The following is a 15,552-nucleotide window of genomic DNA, read 5'->3' as shown; positions in this document are numbered from 1 at the left end:
TCACTCCGCAATATAGGCGAAGCGCAGCCCGCCCCAATGACGGCCTTGGACCCGGATCGGGGCCGAAACGTCCTTCATCATCTTGAACTCGCCACCGCCCATGTCCCGGCGATAGGCCTGCAACAGGAAGGGCCGCTGGCTCTGCCCCGCGCGCAATCCCACCCGATCGTTGAAGATGCGGCGGTTGCGCGCGTATTTCGCGTTCCAGCCCGGATCGCTCGGCTTTTGCGGCTGGCTGAACTTGAGGTTATGGGTCGCGATATAGCCGTTCCGGTCGGTCGCCGCGCAAAACACCACGCGCTCCGAAAAGCCCAGAAGCGGCTCTTGCACCAGCGGCAAGACCTGATCGGTGAACTGCGCGAAACGGGTCAGGTGCTGCTGCGGCTCCGATCCGGGCACGGGGACATAGGTCTCGTCGAAAAGATCGGCCATGCCGATTCGACCGGTCGTGATCGCTTGCTCGAAAAACCCCGACACCATCGCGGCTGCTCGCTGGACGGCTTCCACGAAAGGGGTATCGACCGTTTCGATGGCGAGCCGCGCGGAAATCCCCGTGATCGTCTCCGACGCATCCGTGATATCCAGCAATTTCTCGAACGCGAAGCCCAGGCTTGCCGTCGATTTCTCGACCGTCTCGGACAAGGCTTCGACCCGCTCATGCGTCTGCTCCAACGCGCTTCCGATCTGGGTCGAGGCCGCGACGATGTTCTCCTGTGCGCGCCGGACCGAGCCGAAAATCTCCGGCAGATCGTGGATGTCGCCCTCGACCGCGCCAGTCACGGTCTTGATCTCGGCGGCGACACCTGCGGCCTGGGTCACCTGGTCGATCACCCAGGTCAGCTCGCCCGACAGGCGACCCACCGTGGTCTCGATCTCCTGCGTCGCTTCGCTGGTCTGGGCGGACAGTTTCTTTACCTCGCCCGCGACCACGGCAAAGCCGCGGCCCGCAGCACCGGCTCGCGCCGCCTCCACCGCCGCGTTCAGCGATAACAGGTTCGTCTGCCGGGCGATGCTGTCGACATGCCGCGAAACCCGCGACACGCCCCGCAACGTCTGGGTCACGGTTTCCAGCCGGTCGTTGATCTGCGCCACGATCTCCGTCAGCACCGTGACCTGAGCCACCATGTCGGACAGATGCGCACTGGTGACGGCGATCTTATCTTCCGCCCCATGCGACCGGTCCAACGCAGAGGACGCAGCCGAATGGACTTCCGCACCACTTTTGGCCATCGCTCCGACCTGCGCGCGGATATGCCGAAACCCGTCACGTTGGTGACGGGCGCTTTCCGCGACATCCTGCACATCGCCAGTTGCCGCGGCGATCGAAACGGCAAGTCCGCCGATTCGTCGGGCTATTTCGGCCATCGCGGCCTGACTCTCCTCGAGCGCTGCAGTCTGACTGCGCATTTCGGTCGGAGCTTCGTACTGATCGAACATCGGCAATCCTACGTCACTGTTCTTTTGGCGTAACGACGAACGATCCAGGCGATTTAGCAGCCATGAACACCGGCTCGCGTCTTGACCCGCTATCCGAGACCATCACGTGACGATGTTCTATATTATGGAACGTATTTAATCATTTTTGAATTTTTACTTATGAAACGTACCGGCTAGGTGAGGGCATCGCACTTGCACCGCACCGGATATGCCAGATGACCCCGATCCTCTCGCTCAGCTTTCTCGCCCCGATCCTGTTGCTGATCACGGCTGGCCTTGCCCTGCGCCAGCCGGGCAAACGTCCGGGCCCCGTACCGCGACTGGCCGAGCTTGCCGCGCTGGGGGCACTGGCGCTGACAGCGGCGGCATTCGCGGTCTATCTCGCGAAGGGCGGTGGTATGGGGCCGCTGGGGCTACGCGTTGATGCGATCAGCCTGACCCTCGCTCTTTTGGTGTCCTTCATCGGCTGGGTCGTGATGCGCTACAGCCGCAGCTATCTGGATGGCGAAGAGCGTGAGGGCCTGTTCCACGGCCTGATGCTCGCCACGCTGGCCGCCGTTCTGATCTTCGTGCAGGCGGGCAATATTCTGTTGCTCGCCGCTGCTGCCATCGCGATCGGCCTTGGCCTGCGTCGCCTGCTGCTCTTCTATCCCGACCGGCCCGAAGCTCGGCGCGCGGCGGTGAAATTCGCCCTCGTCTGGCACGGCGGCGATGCCGCGCTTGTGCTGGCGGCGGTCCTGCTGGTGGCGGCCCATGGTACGGGCAACATCGCCACCATCACGGCAGGCCTGCCCGAAACCGGCCTAGGCCTTGCCGGCCATGTCGCTGTCGCGCTCCTGATCCTCGCCGCGATCCTAAAGACCGCTGCCTTCCCGCTGCACGGCTGGCTGACCGAGGTGATGGAGGCGCCGACCCCGGTGTCCGCCTTCCTGCATGCAGGCATCATCAATGCGGGTGGCGTCTTGCTGATCACAGCCGCGCCGTTGGTGCAACTTAGCCCCGGTGGCCTTGCGGTGCTGGTGATGCTGGGCGGTTTCACCGCGCTTTTTGGAGCTGCGGTCATGCTGACCCAAAGCGCGGTCAAGACATCGCTGGCGTGGTCCACCGTATCCCAGATGGGGTTCATGCTGCTGCAATGCGGCCTCGGTCTCTGGGCGCTGGCGCTTCTGCACATCGTCGCCCATTCGCTCTACAAGGCGCATGCCTTCCTGTCTTCGGGCGGCGCGGTGGCCGCCGTGGCCGCGATCCGCAAACCGGGCCCGGTCGCCGTGCCAAACCTTGCCGCCGTCCTGCGCGCCTTTGGCCTTGCGCTCCTGCTTTATGCCGTGATCGCGCTGGGGTTCAGCGCCGTTCTCGGCCCCAAGACCCCGCAGGCGCTGGCACTGGGCGCGATCCTGATCTTCGGCGTCGCCTACCTCGTGGCTCAGGGCCTTGCCGATGCCGCCCCCGTGCAACTGACGCGGCGCACCGTTCTGGCCTCGCTGGCCACGGCCTTCGCCTATTTCGCCTTTCAGGCCATCGCTAGTTCACTTTGGGGCCCGCTTTTGCCGGCGGCCCCGTTGCCCGGTCCGCTGGAATGGGCGCTGATCGTCCTGGCGGTTCTCTCCTTCGGGACAGTCGCCATCGCACAGGCGCTTTTCCCGCTCTGGGCGCATCACCCGACCACTGCCGGGCTGCGCGTGCACCTTGCCAACGGCCTCTATCTCAACGCCCTGCTGGACCGCGCCATCGGCGGCTTCCGCATCTCCCGTTCCAGCTGACCGACAGGATCCCGCCATGTTCATGAAGCACGAAAAGATCGCCCCCGCGCGGATCCCGGAAATCCTGGAAGCCGCCGAGACGGCGGGCCGCGCCATTCCGCCAGCCTTTCCGCTAGACGCAACCGTCGCGGTCAATCCTTTCCTTGGCCAGACGGGCGAGGATCTGGCGACAGCCTCCACCCGGCTGGTCCGGGTGGCGGGCGCGCGCGCCACGCGCAGCCTGCCCGACTACGCAGCCGAATTCGCGGCAGGCCGCATGACCGAGGCCGATATCACGGCCGCGTGGGAAGCCGCCTCGCCCGAGACCCGGCCCGCAGCCCCGGAGGTGCTGATCGCCATGGCCAAGTCCGCGACGGACGCGGCCCCGACACTGCCGTTACCCGGCATCGCCGATCTGGCCGCCATGGCCACCGGCATCGACTGGCCCTCGATCATCGAGAAATCGCTGGGCCTTTGGGCCGCAGGCCATTTCGACCGGGGACAGGCGCTCTGGTCCCCGGATCCGAAGGGCAGCGCTTTTGCCGCTTGGCGCGCTTGGGCGAGCCATGACCTCACGCCCGAGATCGCAGGCCTGAGCGGCTTTTGCGCCCATGCCGCCGCTGCGCCCGACACGACGGAACGCGCCATCCTGCGCGCCGCCGAGACGCTTGGGCTTTGTGGCCGTTCCGCCGAAACCGTCTTTCATAGGCTTTACATGGATATGGGCGGCTGGGCGCAACATGCGCGGTGGCTCCTGTGGCAGGCGGAACTGTCCGGCTCATCCGACACGACGCTCGCCGATCTTCTGGCCATCCGGCTGGTCTGGGACGAAGCGCTTTTGATGCGCTTCCCCGACCTCGCAGCGGAGTGGGAGGCGACGCGCGACGCCCACCGCGCGCCCGTCGAACCCGATGCCGAAACCGTGGCGCTTGCGATCCTGCAAGACGCAACCGAGCGCGCCCATCAGCGCCAGCTTATCGCCACGCTCGACGGGCCAGGCCCGGGCGCAGACAGCCGCCCCCATCTGCAAGCCGCATTTTGTATCGACGTCAGGTCCGAGGTGTTCCGCCGCGCGCTGGAAAGCGTCGATCCGAGCATCGCCACCATCGGCTTCGCCGGGTTCTTTGGCCTGCCGATCTCGCATCTGGCGCAGGGCTCTGACGTGGCGGCGTCGCATCTGCCCGTGCTTTTGAAGCCCTCACTGACCACGACCAGCCATGCCGATCCCGCGACCGAGCAAGACATCCGCATCCGTGCCCGGACCAGCCGCGCTTGGGGCCGCTTTCGGCAGGCGGCCGTCTCCTCCTTCGCGTTTGTCGAGGCGGCGGGCCCGGTCTATGCCGGCAAGCTGCTGCGCGATGCACTGGGGAAGGGGCATTCTTCCGCCAGCCCCCAACCCTGCCCCAAGGTCATCGACGGCCTCACACCCGAGGCCAAAGCCGACACTGCCGCCGCCGTGCTCAAGGCGATGAGCCTGCGCGACGGCCATGGCCGCTTTGTCCTGCTGCTGGGTCACGGCGGACATGTCACCAACAACCCGCATGAAAGCGCCTATCACTGCGGCGCCTGCGGCGGTCAGACCGGCGAGGTCTCGGCCCGGCTTCTGGCGACGCTCCTGAACGACCCCGAGGCCCGCGAAGGCTTGGCCCAGAGGGGCATCACGCTGCCCCAAGATACGCGCTTCCTCGCCGGGCTGCATGACACGACGACGGACCAGATCACGCTCTATGACGTGAAGGGCGATGATCCCGAAATCGCGGGCTTGCGCGTTTGGCTGGACCGGGCGGGCAAGATCGCGCGGGCCGAACGCGCCGCCACGCTGCCCGGTGCAACCCCCGACACCGTCGCGGCCCGCGCGCTGAACTGGGCCGAAACCCGCCCCGAATGGGGGCTTGCGGGCTGTGCCGCTTTCATCGCTGCACCCCGCAGCGCCACGGGCGGCAAAAGCCTCGAGGGGCGCGCGTTCCTTCACAGCTACCTCTGGCAAGACGACGAGGGCTTCGCCACGCTTGAACTGATCCTGACCGCACCTGTCGTGGTCGCAAGCTGGATCAGCCTGCAATATTATGGCTCCGCCGTGGCTCCCGATGTGTTCGGCGGCGGCAACAAGCTGATCCACAATGTCATCGGCGGGATCGGCGTGACCGAAGGCAATGGCGGCCGCCTGCGCGCCGGCCTGCCCCGGCAGGCAGTCCATGACGGTGAGCGGCTGATGCATGATCCGCTGCGCCTATCGGTGCTGATCGAGGCACCAGCCGATGCCATAACCGACATCCTCTCGCGTCACCCGGGCGTCCGGGCGCTGTTCGACAATGGCTGGCTGCACCTGTTGCGGATGCAGGACGGGCGCATCGCAGACCGCTACCGCCCCGGCCTGAACTGGGAACCCATAGTGACCGCGTGAGGCGCCGGGGGCGGCTTGTCGCCCCTGATCCGTGGCCGTAGGCTCACCGCGCAGGCCCCGTCTTGGGGCCCGCGCTCCATCGCACGGACCGCGCCATGCCCCAGACGCTCCACTATGGGCCCATCGCCCCCGATGATCCCGCACTGGCCGAGCTGATCGCCCGGCACGCTGCGGAAAGCGCGCGCCACTACCCGGCGGAAAGCAACCACCACCTTGACGGTGCGGCGCTGGCCGCGCAGGGGGCGATCCTCTTTGCCGCCCGCCTTGGTCCCGATGGCCCCGCCTGCGCGATGGGCGGCTATGCCCCGCTGTCGGCGACCGAGGCCGAGATCAAGTCGATGCATGTCGAAGCGGCCCTGCGCGGTCAGGGGGCGGGTGCGCGCATCCTCGGGATGATCCTCGATCACGCGCGGGCGTCCGGCGTGGAACGGCTCTGGCTGGAAACCGGCAGCCTCCCCGCCTCCGCCCCCGCGCGACGGCTCTACGAAAAGGCGGGTTTCACCCCCTGCCCGCCCTTCGGCAGCTACCGCCCCGACCCGATGAGCGTGTTCATGACCCGCGCGCTTTGAGCGTGGACCGAACCGGACACCTGCGCTATGCACCCATCGCGTGGCCCCTTAGCTCAACAGGATAGAGCAGCTGACTTCTAATCAGCAGGTTGAGGGTTCGAGTCCTTCAGGGGTCGCCAAAAGGAACCATCCTAACACGCAAATAACGGACCGAGGCGGCGGTATGCGCCCCGGTCAGACGAACGCCCGAACGGAAACCTGACCCGGTGCCTCATTCAGGGTGACCAGATCAGGCCCCCGCCTCTAACTGGCTGCGGTTACCCTGTCGCGTCCGTCATGTTTCGACCGGTAAAGCGCTTTGTCGGCACGCTCCTGCCATTCGTTCATCGGCTCGTCTGCCTTCGCTTTGGCGACACCAAAGCTTGCCGTGACTTTCGTCTTTTCGATCTCGTCAATCGCCTGCTCCGATATCGCTTTTCGCAGTCTTTCGGCGAAGGCCACGGGCTGTTCAGCATCCTTGCCGCGAAGGACGATCCCGAATTCCTCACCCCCGATGCGGCAGGCGATCGTTTCTGGTCCGCAGATCGATGCAAGCACGCCAGCGAGCTGTTTCAGAACGACATCGCCAGCCGGATGCCCATAGGTGTCATTGATTTTCTTGAAATGATCGATGTCCATGAACACGAGGCTGGCGTCCGGGTTTGCGGCGAGATCGAGCAGGCAGTCATTGAAGGCACGACGGTTCGGCAGGCGGGTCAATTCGTCGATGGCCGCGGACCGTCGCAGCTCCATTTCGCCCATCACGACATCCGCAAAGCTCATGAGCATTTGCTCTTGTTGCTTGGTGAAGCTGCGCGGTTCGTAGTCGATCACGCACAAGGCCCCAAGCATATACCCATCCTCGGTTTTTAGCGGAGCGCCGAGGTAGGAACGAATGAAGGGCTCGCCCGTGACAAGCGGGTTATTGGCGAAAAGCGGATCCTTGGTCGCATCTTCGACCTTGAAGCATTGGGAGTGGCGAATGGTGTGGTCGCAAAAAGCCACGTCCCGCGTCGTCTCTTTCACATCGAGACCCTGGATCGACTTGAACCACTGTCGCCGCCGGTCAATGAGAGAAACAGCCACGACAGGCGCACCGAAGATCGATTGGACGAGTTTGGTGATCCGTTCGAATTCAGGCGCCTTGGGCGTGTCGACCACGTTCATCGCATCCAAGGCACGCTGACGACCGAACTCGTCATCCGTTTTGGGTGCGCCAATATGCGTATCGTTCATTTTTGAACGCCTTTCGGGAGAGCCAAGAGAGCGTCCAACAATTCTTCTTCGTAGCTCTTCAAGACCTCGGAAATACTGTGACGCACCATCTGTTCGTCGACGCCAGCGGCACGCAGGTTGGCGACCAGTGTCGCCAATTTCACGGCATGGGCCTTGGATGCTTCCATTACCTGCTCAGGTATGTCGGAAATGCCCGCATTCCTCATCGATTTGATGACGGCCTCTTGCACGTATTCATCGAAATTTTCAGACATTCCGGCTCCCTTTTTTCTTGCAAAAACAAGATTTTTCGGTGGATCGTCTATTTCAAAAATCAGGAATGGACGACAATTGGCCGAGCATGGCAGAGCAGTCGTCTCATATCTGAAACCGGCCTACAGGCTGGACCAAAAGTTAGCAAAGTGTCTTTTGCGCGAAAATGGCAAGACCGCACCAAAACAACAGCAATTGCTGGGAATTCATATAATTGATCCATCACGGCTAAGATCGGCACCGGCAACTCCGGACCGGACCTTGTCGGTGCCTGCTGACCAGCTTGTCCGCGATCCGCAGCCTGCCCCCCCGCCCCGCGAGATGCCGCAACTGGTCGTCCTGTGCAGCCGGCTCCGTCGCGCAGGCTTCGATCAGGGGCGGTCCAATTCCCAGTCAGGCTTGCGGAAGGCCTCGACCAACATGTCGACGAAGCTGCGCAGGCGCGGAACCATATCCCGGTCGGGAAGGAACACAGCTTGGATCGCCGTGTCATCCGCTGGCGCGTGATCGGGCAAAAGCTCTGTCAAACGGCCGTCACGGATCGCCGGGCGCGCCAGATGTTCGGCCACACGCATCACCCCGACACCATCAAGGCACATCTGAAAAAGCGACATGCCCTGATTGCTGCGGAACCGGCTCTGGGCATGGAATGTGAGCCGCTCACCGTTCTTCAGGAATCGCCAGCGGTTCAGATGCTCGCGTGTGACGTCCCAGGCTAGCATGGGCATCCGCGCAAGGTCGTCCAACGTGGCCGGGGGTTCACCGTTCTGCACCAAAGACGGCGCGGCCACGACCAACCGACGCAGGCGGCACAGGCGCCGGTGATGCAGCGTGGAGTCGGTGAGCGGCCCCATGCGGATCGCCACATCGATGCCGTCCGCTATCAGATCCTCGTGATCATCTGTCAGCCTCAGATCCAGCGACAGCCCCGGATGACGCGACAGGAACTCCCGCATCAAGGGCGTGACGCGATCCAAGCCGAAGGCGATCGGCGCCGAGACGCGCAGCCGTCCGGCGATTTGAGCGGCCTCGATCTGCCATGTCGCCTCGGCCTGTTCGAGCGTGTCGAGGGCGTGGCGCGCCGCCTCGAAAAAGCGTTCGCCCGCCGGTGTCATGCGCTGTCCGCGCGTGGTGCGGTGCAGAAGCTTGGTCTCCAGCCGTGCCTCTAGGCGTTGGATCGTCTGGCTGACAAAGGGTTGGCTTGCCCCCAGCACACGCGCGGCGCTGCTGAAGCTGCCGCTTTCCACCAAGGCGCGGAAGACCCGCATCTCCACCAGTCGATCGTCCCGCATCCGCCCCTCGTGGCAATAACAGTTATTGCACAATCAGAATTGCCCGTTCCGCCGCGCGTTTCAATACTGCACCGGTGGCGGTGTGGCCGCGCGGCAAGGAGGAGGCCGCAGCGCCCCCGCCCGCAGCACCGCATCTTGGGGGAGGATCAGACCCATGCTCGATCTCGGAAATCGCGTATCCATCTACCAGCCCGAACAGGACGGGCTGATCTTTCCGGAACTGCCGGAATTCGCCACCGTCGAGGAGGAACGGCGCCACCGCAAGGAACGTCTGGTCGCTGCCTGCCGCGCCTTTGCGCAGCAAGGCTTCGACTACGGCTTTGCCGGCCATCTGACGGTGCGCGACCCCGAACGCCCCGAGCTCTACTGGACCAACCCGATGTGCGTGCATTTCGACAAGGTGAAGATGTCGAACCTGATCCTTGTGGATCATGCGGGCCGTGTCATCGAGGGTACCCATGCCGTGAACCGCGCGGGCTTCATCCTTCACGCCAATGTGCATGAAGAACATCCCGACATCATCGCGATGTGCCATGCCCACACGACCTATGGCACAGCATGGTGCGCGACGGGCCTGCCCATCGACCCGATCACCCAAGATGCCTGCGCCTTTTTCGAGGATCACGTGGTGATCGGCGAACATGGCGGCGCGGTTGCGGTGGAAAACCACGCAGGCTCCGACGTCTCCAAGGCCTTCAAGGGCGTGAAGGCCGCATTGCACCAGAACCATGGCCTGCTGACAGCCAGCCGCCACTCCATCGAAAGCGCGGCCTTCTGGTTCATCGCGCTGGAACGCTGCTGCCAGCAACAACTTGCCATCGCCGCTTCGGGGATCGAGCCGATCCGCATCCCGCCCGACCGCGCCCGCTATTCGCGTGAACATGTGGGCAGTGAATACATCGGCTGGCTGCATTTCCAGACGATCTGGAACCAGCTCGTGGTCGATCAGCCAGACATGTTTGACTGATACTTCGCAGCTGCAGCGACAATTGTTCTGGACAGCATTCACTGCTGCCCCAAACCTTTGCACAGCATCGGCCCCAGACCGGCCGGTGCTGTTCATCTTCGACAGGGAAAGGAGGAAGCCATGTGTGAAGTCTTTGCCGGACAGGACCCGCACCGCTACGCCCTGACCACACGGCGGCTCAGGATCAATGGCCAGAGCACCAGCATCAGGCTCGAAAACGCCTTTTGGGATATTCTGGACCAGATTTCGACCAATGACGGCGTATCCACGCCCGCCTTCATCTCGCAACTGCATTCCGAGGTGCTCATCCTGCGCGGCGAGCCGCCGAATTTCACCTCGCTGCTGCGCACGGCCTGTCTGGTTTTTCTCGCCTCTGGCGCCCGTCCTCAGGCGGCGCAGATCGCGGCGGAATAGGGTGCGCGCACGGTAAACTCGAGGGTAGTATCCCGATACTACCCGCCCTCCACACCCGCGATTCTATCCTGTTCCGATACGAGACCACGGACAGGAGAGAGAGCGTTGGCCAAGGCAATCCACAGCATGATCCGAGTGCTGGACGAGGGGCGCTCGGTCGCCTTCTATCGCGAGGCCTTTGGCCTGGAGGTGGCGGACCGGCTCGATTTTCCGAATTTCACGCTGGTCTACCTGTCGAACGCGGAAAGCACGTTCGAACTGGAACTGACCATCAACAAGGACCGGACCGAGCCCTATGCGCTGGGTGACGGCTACGGACATTTCGCGGTGTCGGTTCCCGATGCCGCCGCCGAACACGCGCGCTTTGAGGAAGCAGGGCTTGCCCCGCGCAAGCTGGTCGACTTCGCCCCCGCCGGCGACGTGATCGCGCGCTTCTTCTTCGTCGCGGATCCGGACGGTTACCAGATCGAGGTTCTGCAAAGAGGCGGCCGGTTCCAGTAACCGGCCAAAGGCGGTGCGGGGAGGCATCGCCGATTTTCAAGGGAGGAACTACCATGAGCAAGCCACAGACCAGTCGTGGTCTGACACGTCGCCAGCTTCTGGCACGCGCCAGCGCCGCGGGCGCCTTTGTCCTTGGGGCCGGCTTCGTCGCCGCCCCTGATGCAGCATGGGCGATCGAAACAACCCATCTCGACCCCGAAACCTTCGCGACGCTCGTGCAGATGGCGCGTGACATCTACCCGCACGACCATGTTGCCGATGAATATTACGTCATCGCCGTGCGTGGCTACGACAGCGCCGAACAGGCCGAGGCGATCACGGCAGGCATTCAGGCGCTCGACGCCGCTGCCCGTGGCCGGGGTTTCCCGAGCTACCTCGGGACCGGCTGGGAGCGAGACCGCGTCGACATCCTGCGGGCTATGGAAGAAAGCCCCTTCTTCCAGCAGATCCGCGGCGGTCTGGTGACCGGCCTCTACAACCAAAAAGAGGTCTGGCCGCTCTTCGGCTACGAGGGCGAAAGCTACAGCCAAGGTGGATACCTCTACCGCGGCTTCGACGACATCACCTGGCTGTGATCTGAAAGGGAGGACACACCATGGCAGCTCCATTCGACCTCAACGACGACGGCGTGGTCGTCATCATCGGCACCGGCGCTGGCGGCGGCGTACTGGCCAACGAACTGGCCCAGCGTGGCGTCAGTGTCGTGGCTCTCGAAGCCGGCGGGCGCTACCTGCCCGAAGATTACATCAACGACGAGTGGGACAGTTTCGGGCAACTGGCTTGGACCGACCCGCGCACCACCTCCGGCGACTGGCGCGTCGCAAGGGATTTCTCGGGCCTTCCGGCATGGATCGTCAAAGCCGTGGGCGGCACCACGACCCATTGGGCGGGCGCCTCGATCCGGTTCCAGCCACATGAATGGAAAGCCGCGACGACCTATGGCCGCGTGCAGGGCGCAAACCTCCTCGACTGGCCCATCGACGACGCCGAGATGGCGCCGTGGTACGAGCTGGCCGAAACCAAGCTGGGCGTGACCCGCACCGGCGGGCGCGAGGGGCTGCCCGGCAACAACAACTTCAAGGTCTTCGAGGCAGGCGCCCGCGCGCTCGGCTACCAAGAGGTGCACACCGGCCGCATGGCGATCAACTCGTCCGATTACGACGGGCGGCCGCCCTGCCAGCAGACCGGGTTCTGCTTCCAAGGCTGCAAATGGGGCGCCAAGTGGTCGGCGGCCTATACCGACATCCCGAGGGGCGAGGCGACCGGCAATCTTGAGGTGCGCGAAAACGCCCATGTCGCGCGCATCTTGCATGACGACCGCGGGCTGGTGACGGGCGTCGAGTATTTCGACCGCGACGGCAACCTGCAGTTCCAGCGCGCACGCATCGTCGCGGTTGCGGGCAATTCCTTCGAAAGCCCGCGTCTGTTGCTTAATTCGGCAAGCTCCATGTTCCCCGACGGCCTCGCCAATTCCTCGGGTCAGGTGGGGCGCAACTACATGCGCCACGTCACGGGATCGGTCTACGGCGTCTTCGACAAGCCCGTGAAGATGTGGCGCGGCACGACCATGGCCGGCATCATCCAAGACGAGGCGCGCCACGATCCGTCGCGCGGCTTCGTCGCGGGTTACGAACTCGAGACGCTGGCGCTTGGCCTGCCCTTCATGGCCGCCTTCCTCGATCCGGGCGGCTGGGGCCGCGAATTCACCACCGCCCTCGACAGCTACGAGAATATGGCGGGCATGTGGATCGTGGGTGAGGACATGCCGCAAGAAACCAACCGTGTGACGTTGAACCACGATGTCACGGACCGCTTCGGCCTGCCGGTGGCGAACGTGCATTTCAGCGATCACCCCAACGACATCGCGATGCGTAACCACGCCTATGCCCGCGGTCAGGCGATCTATGATGCCGTCGGGGCGACCCGCACCCTGCCGACGCCGCCCTATCCGTCGACGCACAACCTCGGCACCAACCGGATGTCCGAACATGCGCGCGACGGGGTGGTGAATCGTTGGGGCCAGACCCACGACATCGCCAACCTTTTCGTCTCGGACGGGTCGGTCTTCACGACGGGTGCAGCAGAAAACCCGACGCTGACCATCGTGGCTCTGGCGATCCGTCAGGCGGACCATATCGCCCGGGAGATGTCGGCCGGCAATCTGTGATCCCAGTCGACCTCGGGGGCGTATGAGCGCCCCTTTGCAAGCATGACGGAAAAGGCCGCACCCCCCGGGGCGCGGCCTTTTTCTTCGGACACGCAGAACGCACCGCCCCGGCACAGGCTGTCTTCAGCCGATCCGATGTCGGGGGAACGGCAAGGCAACCTGACGAGAGAGACCGCCTGCCGCAAAACAACCATGGGGAAACTATCATTTGACACAGGACCACGTTTCACACCATGTGCGCGTGTCAGCATGGTCGCCACTTCCCGGTGGCGCTAAAAGGGAACGAGGTGCGGGCAAAACCCAATGCCTCGACTGCCCCCGCAACTGTAAGCGGAGCGTTGACGCCGATGATGCCACTGACCGGGTGACCGGTTGGGAAGGTAGGCGCCAGCATATGAGCCGCGAGTCAGGAGACCTGCCTGCTGATCAACGCGATCAACCGGGCGGGGTGTCCTGGTAGGAGTGGAACGATGCTGAACGCCATTCGGACAAGATTTTCGAGACGCATCAGCGCAGCACCTTTGCTTGCGCACACGACCTGCCGCCGCCTCTGGAAAGGCGGAACAGGTGGTCGAGACTGAGCTTTCCCCTCCAACCCGCCTTCGCTGCCGTGACAAACGCAAAACGGGCGACGGCCGTCCCGATGAATGCGGGGCACGTCGGTTGGCGCGCGCTGTCCCCGGCGCTGCTTTGACAGTCGATGCCTGTTTCAAGGCCGCGCACGGGTTCCTGCCCCGCGCCATACGGTCTATGGTTGTGCCGGACATGAGCCTCGGACGCATCCCGCCTCTGGATCACGGCGGCAACCGGATCCATCCATTTACGCGGCTAACGGACACAAAGAAGGCGCAGACCCGATGACGTGTCCTCCGGTTCCGCCCGCCCGCCTTGATCTGGACGCTGTCGCTTGGGGCGGTGGCATTCTGCATCCCGTGACGCTCAGCCTGAAACCCGGCCGCATCCTTGGTGTGCTCGGCGCGAACGGCGCGGGAAAATCCACCCTTCTGCGCCTGATCTACCGATTCCACCGGCCCGAAGCCGGGCGCGTCCTGCTCGACGGCACCTCGATCCACGACATGAGCGCGCGCCGCGTGGCGCAGCGGGTCGCGGCCGTGTTGCAAGAACAGCCGACCGATTTTGCCCTTACCGTAGCCGAGGTGGTGGCCCTTGGCCGTGCTCCGCACCGACATGCGTTTTCCGTGGCCTCGGACCGGGACGCCCATGTCGTGGACCACGCGCTCGACCGGATGAACCTGCGCGAATATGCGCATCGTTCGTTGGGCACGCTGTCAGGTGGCGAACGCCAGCGCGTCATGGTGGCCCGTGCGCTTGCGCAAGAACCCGGGCTGATCGTGCTGGACGAACCGACCAACCACCTCGACATCCGTCATCAGCTTCAAGTGCTGCGATTGGTGCGCGGCCTCGGAGCTACCGTGGTGGCCTCGTTACACGATCTGAACCTGGTGCGGGGGTTTGCCGACGACCTGCTGGTTCTGCGGAACGGTCATCCCCTAGCCTTCGGACCCGTCGCAGAAGTGCTGACGCCCGAGTTGATCCGTCTCGCATTCGGCGTCTGCGCGACCCCGGTCGGAAAGGCCCGGTTCGATTTCGCCCTACCCACCGACCTCGATGACACAGCTATGGAGTACATGTCATGAAAGTTCTCGCCATCGCCCTCGCTCTGACGGCGCTGGCTGTGCCGGCGCTTGCTTTTCCAGTCACGGTGCAAAGCTGTGACCGTGAGATCACCTTCGACGCGCCCCCTGAACGCGCCGCATCCAACGACGTCAATCTGACCGAGATGATGCTGGTCCTTGGCCTGACCGACCGCATGGTGGGCTACACCGGGATTTCCGGCTGGAACAAGCTGGACGAGGAAATGCGCATGGGCGTCGCCGAATTGCCGGAACTGTCCGAACGCTACCCCTCGCGCGAAATCCTCATCGGTGCTGATGTCGATTTCTGGTTCGCGGGCTGGAACTATGGAATGCGCGTTGGGGGCGAAGTCACGCCGGAAACGCTCGAGCCGTTCGGGATCGCCGTCTATGAGCTGACCGAAAGCTGCATCCACATCATGGATCGTGACCGGGTGGCCATGGATGACATGTATAACGACATCCGCAACCTCGGCCTGATCTTTGGCGTCTCCGACCGCGCCGAGCAGCTGATCGCCGGATGGCAGGCCGAATTGGCCGAGATCCAAACCCTTATCCCCGAGGGCGATCCCTTGCGCGTCTTCGTCTACGACAGCGGCGAAGACACTCCTTTCACCGCCGGCCGCTACGCGATGCCGACCGCGATGATCGAAGCCGCAGGCGGCGTGAACATCTTGAACGATGTCGAAAGCAGCTGGACCCATGCAGCTTGGGAGGCGGTCGTGGAACGCGATCCCGAGGTCATCATAATCGTGAACTACGGCGAGGTGACGGCGGAGGAAAAGATCGACTTCATCCGCTCGAACCCCGCCTTCGCCGAGATCGATGCCGTGGTAAACGACCGCTTCGTCATTCTGGAATATGTCGAGGCGACGCCGGGGCCGCGCAATATCCGCGCTATCGGGATGTTGGCCGAAGGCTTTCACGGGCAGTAAGCGAC

At 64.0% G+C, this 15,552-nt stretch carries 15 protein-coding genes, 1 tRNA gene and 1 riboswitch; of the genes, 12 read left to right on the top strand and 4 right to left on the bottom strand.

From position 1 onward, the window contains the following. Positions 1 to 1,230, bottom strand: coding sequence for a methyl-accepting chemotaxis protein (locus QQK63_RS01585; RefSeq protein ID WP_277826276.1), 1,230 nt, complete (start codon positions 1,228 to 1,230; stop codon positions 1 to 3). Here QQK63_RS01585 and QQK63_RS01580 point away from each other — a divergent pair. From QQK63_RS01580 to QQK63_RS01560, 5 genes are all read left to right on the top strand, one after another. Further along, on the top strand, positions 1,204 to 1,470 hold the full coding sequence (locus QQK63_RS01580) for a hypothetical protein (protein ID WP_277826273.1): 267 nt from the start codon (positions 1,204 to 1,206) through the stop codon (positions 1,468 to 1,470). The genes QQK63_RS01585 and QQK63_RS01580 overlap by 27 nt on opposite strands. Before the next feature lie 182 nt (positions 1,471 to 1,652). Next, the gene (locus QQK63_RS01575) at positions 1,653 to 3,197 is read left to right on the top strand and encodes a proton-conducting transporter transmembrane domain-containing protein (protein ID WP_277826270.1); all 1,545 of its coding nucleotides are present in this window, start codon (positions 1,653 to 1,655) and stop codon (positions 3,195 to 3,197) included. 16 nt (positions 3,198 to 3,213) lie between these two features. Beyond that, positions 3,214 to 5,580, top strand: a complete 2,367-nt coding sequence (locus QQK63_RS01570) for a YbcC family protein (protein ID WP_277826267.1) — start codon at positions 3,214 to 3,216, stop codon at positions 5,578 to 5,580. Positions 5,581 to 5,675: 95 nt separating this feature from the next. Then, positions 5,676 to 6,149 (top strand): GNAT family N-acetyltransferase, encoded by a 474-nt coding sequence (locus QQK63_RS01565; protein ID WP_277826264.1) that lies wholly within the window; start codon positions 5,676 to 5,678, stop codon positions 6,147 to 6,149. A gap of 42 nt (positions 6,150 to 6,191) precedes the next feature. Beyond that, positions 6,192 to 6,268 (top strand) — tRNA-Arg (locus QQK63_RS01560). 124 nt (positions 6,269 to 6,392) lie between these two features. Here QQK63_RS01560 and QQK63_RS01555 read toward each other — a convergent pair. The 3 genes from QQK63_RS01555 to QQK63_RS01545 all read right to left on the bottom strand — a co-directional run bounded on the left by QQK63_RS01555 (position 6,393) and on the right by QQK63_RS01545 (position 8,908). Continuing rightward, complete coding sequence (locus QQK63_RS01555; protein ID WP_277826262.1) at positions 6,393 to 7,364, bottom strand: sensor domain-containing diguanylate cyclase; 972 nt, start codon at positions 7,362 to 7,364, stop codon at positions 6,393 to 6,395. Beyond that, a complete protein-coding gene (locus tag QQK63_RS01550; protein ID WP_277826260.1) occupies positions 7,361 to 7,618 on the bottom strand; it encodes a hypothetical protein in 258 nt (85 codons plus the stop codon). The genes QQK63_RS01555 and QQK63_RS01550 overlap by 4 nt, the downstream gene beginning before the upstream one ends. Before the next feature lie 369 nt (positions 7,619 to 7,987). After that, a complete protein-coding gene (locus QQK63_RS01545) occupies positions 7,988 to 8,908 on the bottom strand; it encodes a LysR family transcriptional regulator (protein WP_277826258.1) in 921 nt (306 codons plus the stop codon). A 154-nt stretch (positions 8,909 to 9,062) separates the two neighbouring features. On the opposite strand from QQK63_RS01545, the gene QQK63_RS01540 reads away from it, so the two are divergent. From QQK63_RS01540 to QQK63_RS01510, 7 genes are all read left to right on the top strand, one after another. Beyond that, the gene (locus QQK63_RS01540; RefSeq protein WP_277826256.1) at positions 9,063 to 9,875 is read left to right on the top strand and encodes a class II aldolase/adducin family protein; all 813 of its coding nucleotides are present in this window, start codon (positions 9,063 to 9,065) and stop codon (positions 9,873 to 9,875) included. A gap of 120 nt (positions 9,876 to 9,995) precedes the next feature. Then, positions 9,996 to 10,289, top strand: a complete 294-nt coding sequence (locus QQK63_RS01535; protein WP_277826254.1) for a ribbon-helix-helix domain-containing protein — start codon at positions 9,996 to 9,998, stop codon at positions 10,287 to 10,289. A 105-nt stretch (positions 10,290 to 10,394) separates the two neighbouring features. Then, complete coding sequence (locus QQK63_RS01530; RefSeq protein WP_277826252.1) at positions 10,395 to 10,790, top strand: VOC family protein; 396 nt, start codon at positions 10,395 to 10,397, stop codon at positions 10,788 to 10,790. A gap of 53 nt (positions 10,791 to 10,843) precedes the next feature. Beyond that, the gene (locus QQK63_RS01525; RefSeq protein ID WP_277826250.1) at positions 10,844 to 11,365 is read left to right on the top strand and encodes a Twin-arginine translocation pathway signal; all 522 of its coding nucleotides are present in this window, start codon (positions 10,844 to 10,846) and stop codon (positions 11,363 to 11,365) included. Positions 11,366 to 11,385: 20 nt separating this feature from the next. Continuing rightward, on the top strand, positions 11,386 to 12,957 hold the full coding sequence (locus QQK63_RS01520) for a GMC family oxidoreductase (protein ID WP_277826248.1): 1,572 nt from the start codon (positions 11,386 to 11,388) through the stop codon (positions 12,955 to 12,957). A gap of 232 nt (positions 12,958 to 13,189) precedes the next feature. Next, positions 13,190 to 13,394: riboswitch (cobalamin riboswitch) on the top strand. A gap of 420 nt (positions 13,395 to 13,814) precedes the next feature. After that, the gene (locus QQK63_RS01515) at positions 13,815 to 14,615 is read left to right on the top strand and encodes an ABC transporter ATP-binding protein (RefSeq protein ID WP_277826246.1); all 801 of its coding nucleotides are present in this window, start codon (positions 13,815 to 13,817) and stop codon (positions 14,613 to 14,615) included. Continuing rightward, complete coding sequence (locus tag QQK63_RS01510) at positions 14,612 to 15,547, top strand: ABC transporter substrate-binding protein (protein WP_277826245.1); 936 nt, start codon at positions 14,612 to 14,614, stop codon at positions 15,545 to 15,547. Before QQK63_RS01515 ends, QQK63_RS01510 begins: the two co-directional genes overlap by 4 nt. Positions 15,548 to 15,552: the final 5 nt, after the last annotated feature.

The organism is Roseicyclus marinus (assembly GCF_030163795.1).
GTDB classification, from domain to species: Bacteria; Pseudomonadota; Alphaproteobacteria; order Rhodobacterales; family Rhodobacteraceae; genus Roseicyclus; species Roseicyclus marinus.
The sequence above is the reverse complement of the archived record's forward strand: the minus strand, read 5'-3'. Positions and strand labels throughout refer to the sequence as shown.

What these genes read in the sequence shown, in the direction of transcription:
- QQK63_RS01520 (WP_277826248.1), top strand. Translation starts at nt 11,386, where the DNA reads ATGGCAGCTCCATTCGACCTCAACGACGACGGCGTGGTCGTCATCATC.
- QQK63_RS01535 (WP_277826254.1), top strand. Translation starts at nt 9,996, where the DNA reads ATGTGTGAAGTCTTTGCCGGACAGGACCCGCACCGCTACGCCCTGACC.
- QQK63_RS01525 (WP_277826250.1), top strand. Translation starts at nt 10,844, where the DNA reads ATGAGCAAGCCACAGACCAGTCGTGGTCTGACACGTCGCCAGCTTCTG.
- QQK63_RS01510 (WP_277826245.1), top strand. Translation starts at nt 14,612, where the DNA reads ATGAAAGTTCTCGCCATCGCCCTCGCTCTGACGGCGCTGGCTGTGCCG.
- QQK63_RS01570 (WP_277826267.1), top strand. Translation starts at nt 3,214, where the DNA reads ATGTTCATGAAGCACGAAAAGATCGCCCCCGCGCGGATCCCGGAAATC.
- QQK63_RS01515 (WP_277826246.1), top strand. Translation starts at nt 13,815, where the DNA reads ATGACGTGTCCTCCGGTTCCGCCCGCCCGCCTTGATCTGGACGCTGTC.
- QQK63_RS01545 (WP_277826258.1), bottom strand. Translation starts at nt 8,908, where the DNA reads ATGCGGGACGATCGACTGGTGGAGATGCGGGTCTTCCGCGCCTTGGTG.
- QQK63_RS01585 (WP_277826276.1), bottom strand. Translation starts at nt 1,230, where the DNA reads ATGGCCAAAAGTGGTGCGGAAGTCCATTCGGCTGCGTCCTCTGCGTTG.
- QQK63_RS01580 (WP_277826273.1), top strand. Translation starts at nt 1,204, where the DNA reads ATGGACTTCCGCACCACTTTTGGCCATCGCTCCGACCTGCGCGCGGAT.
- QQK63_RS01575 (WP_277826270.1), top strand. Translation starts at nt 1,653, where the DNA reads ATGACCCCGATCCTCTCGCTCAGCTTTCTCGCCCCGATCCTGTTGCTG.
- QQK63_RS01555 (WP_277826262.1), bottom strand. Translation starts at nt 7,364, where the DNA reads ATGAACGATACGCATATTGGCGCACCCAAAACGGATGACGAGTTCGGT.
- QQK63_RS01540 (WP_277826256.1), top strand. Translation starts at nt 9,063, where the DNA reads ATGCTCGATCTCGGAAATCGCGTATCCATCTACCAGCCCGAACAGGAC.
- QQK63_RS01565 (WP_277826264.1), top strand. Translation starts at nt 5,676, where the DNA reads ATGCCCCAGACGCTCCACTATGGGCCCATCGCCCCCGATGATCCCGCA.
- QQK63_RS01550 (WP_277826260.1), bottom strand. Translation starts at nt 7,618, where the DNA reads ATGTCTGAAAATTTCGATGAATACGTGCAAGAGGCCGTCATCAAATCG.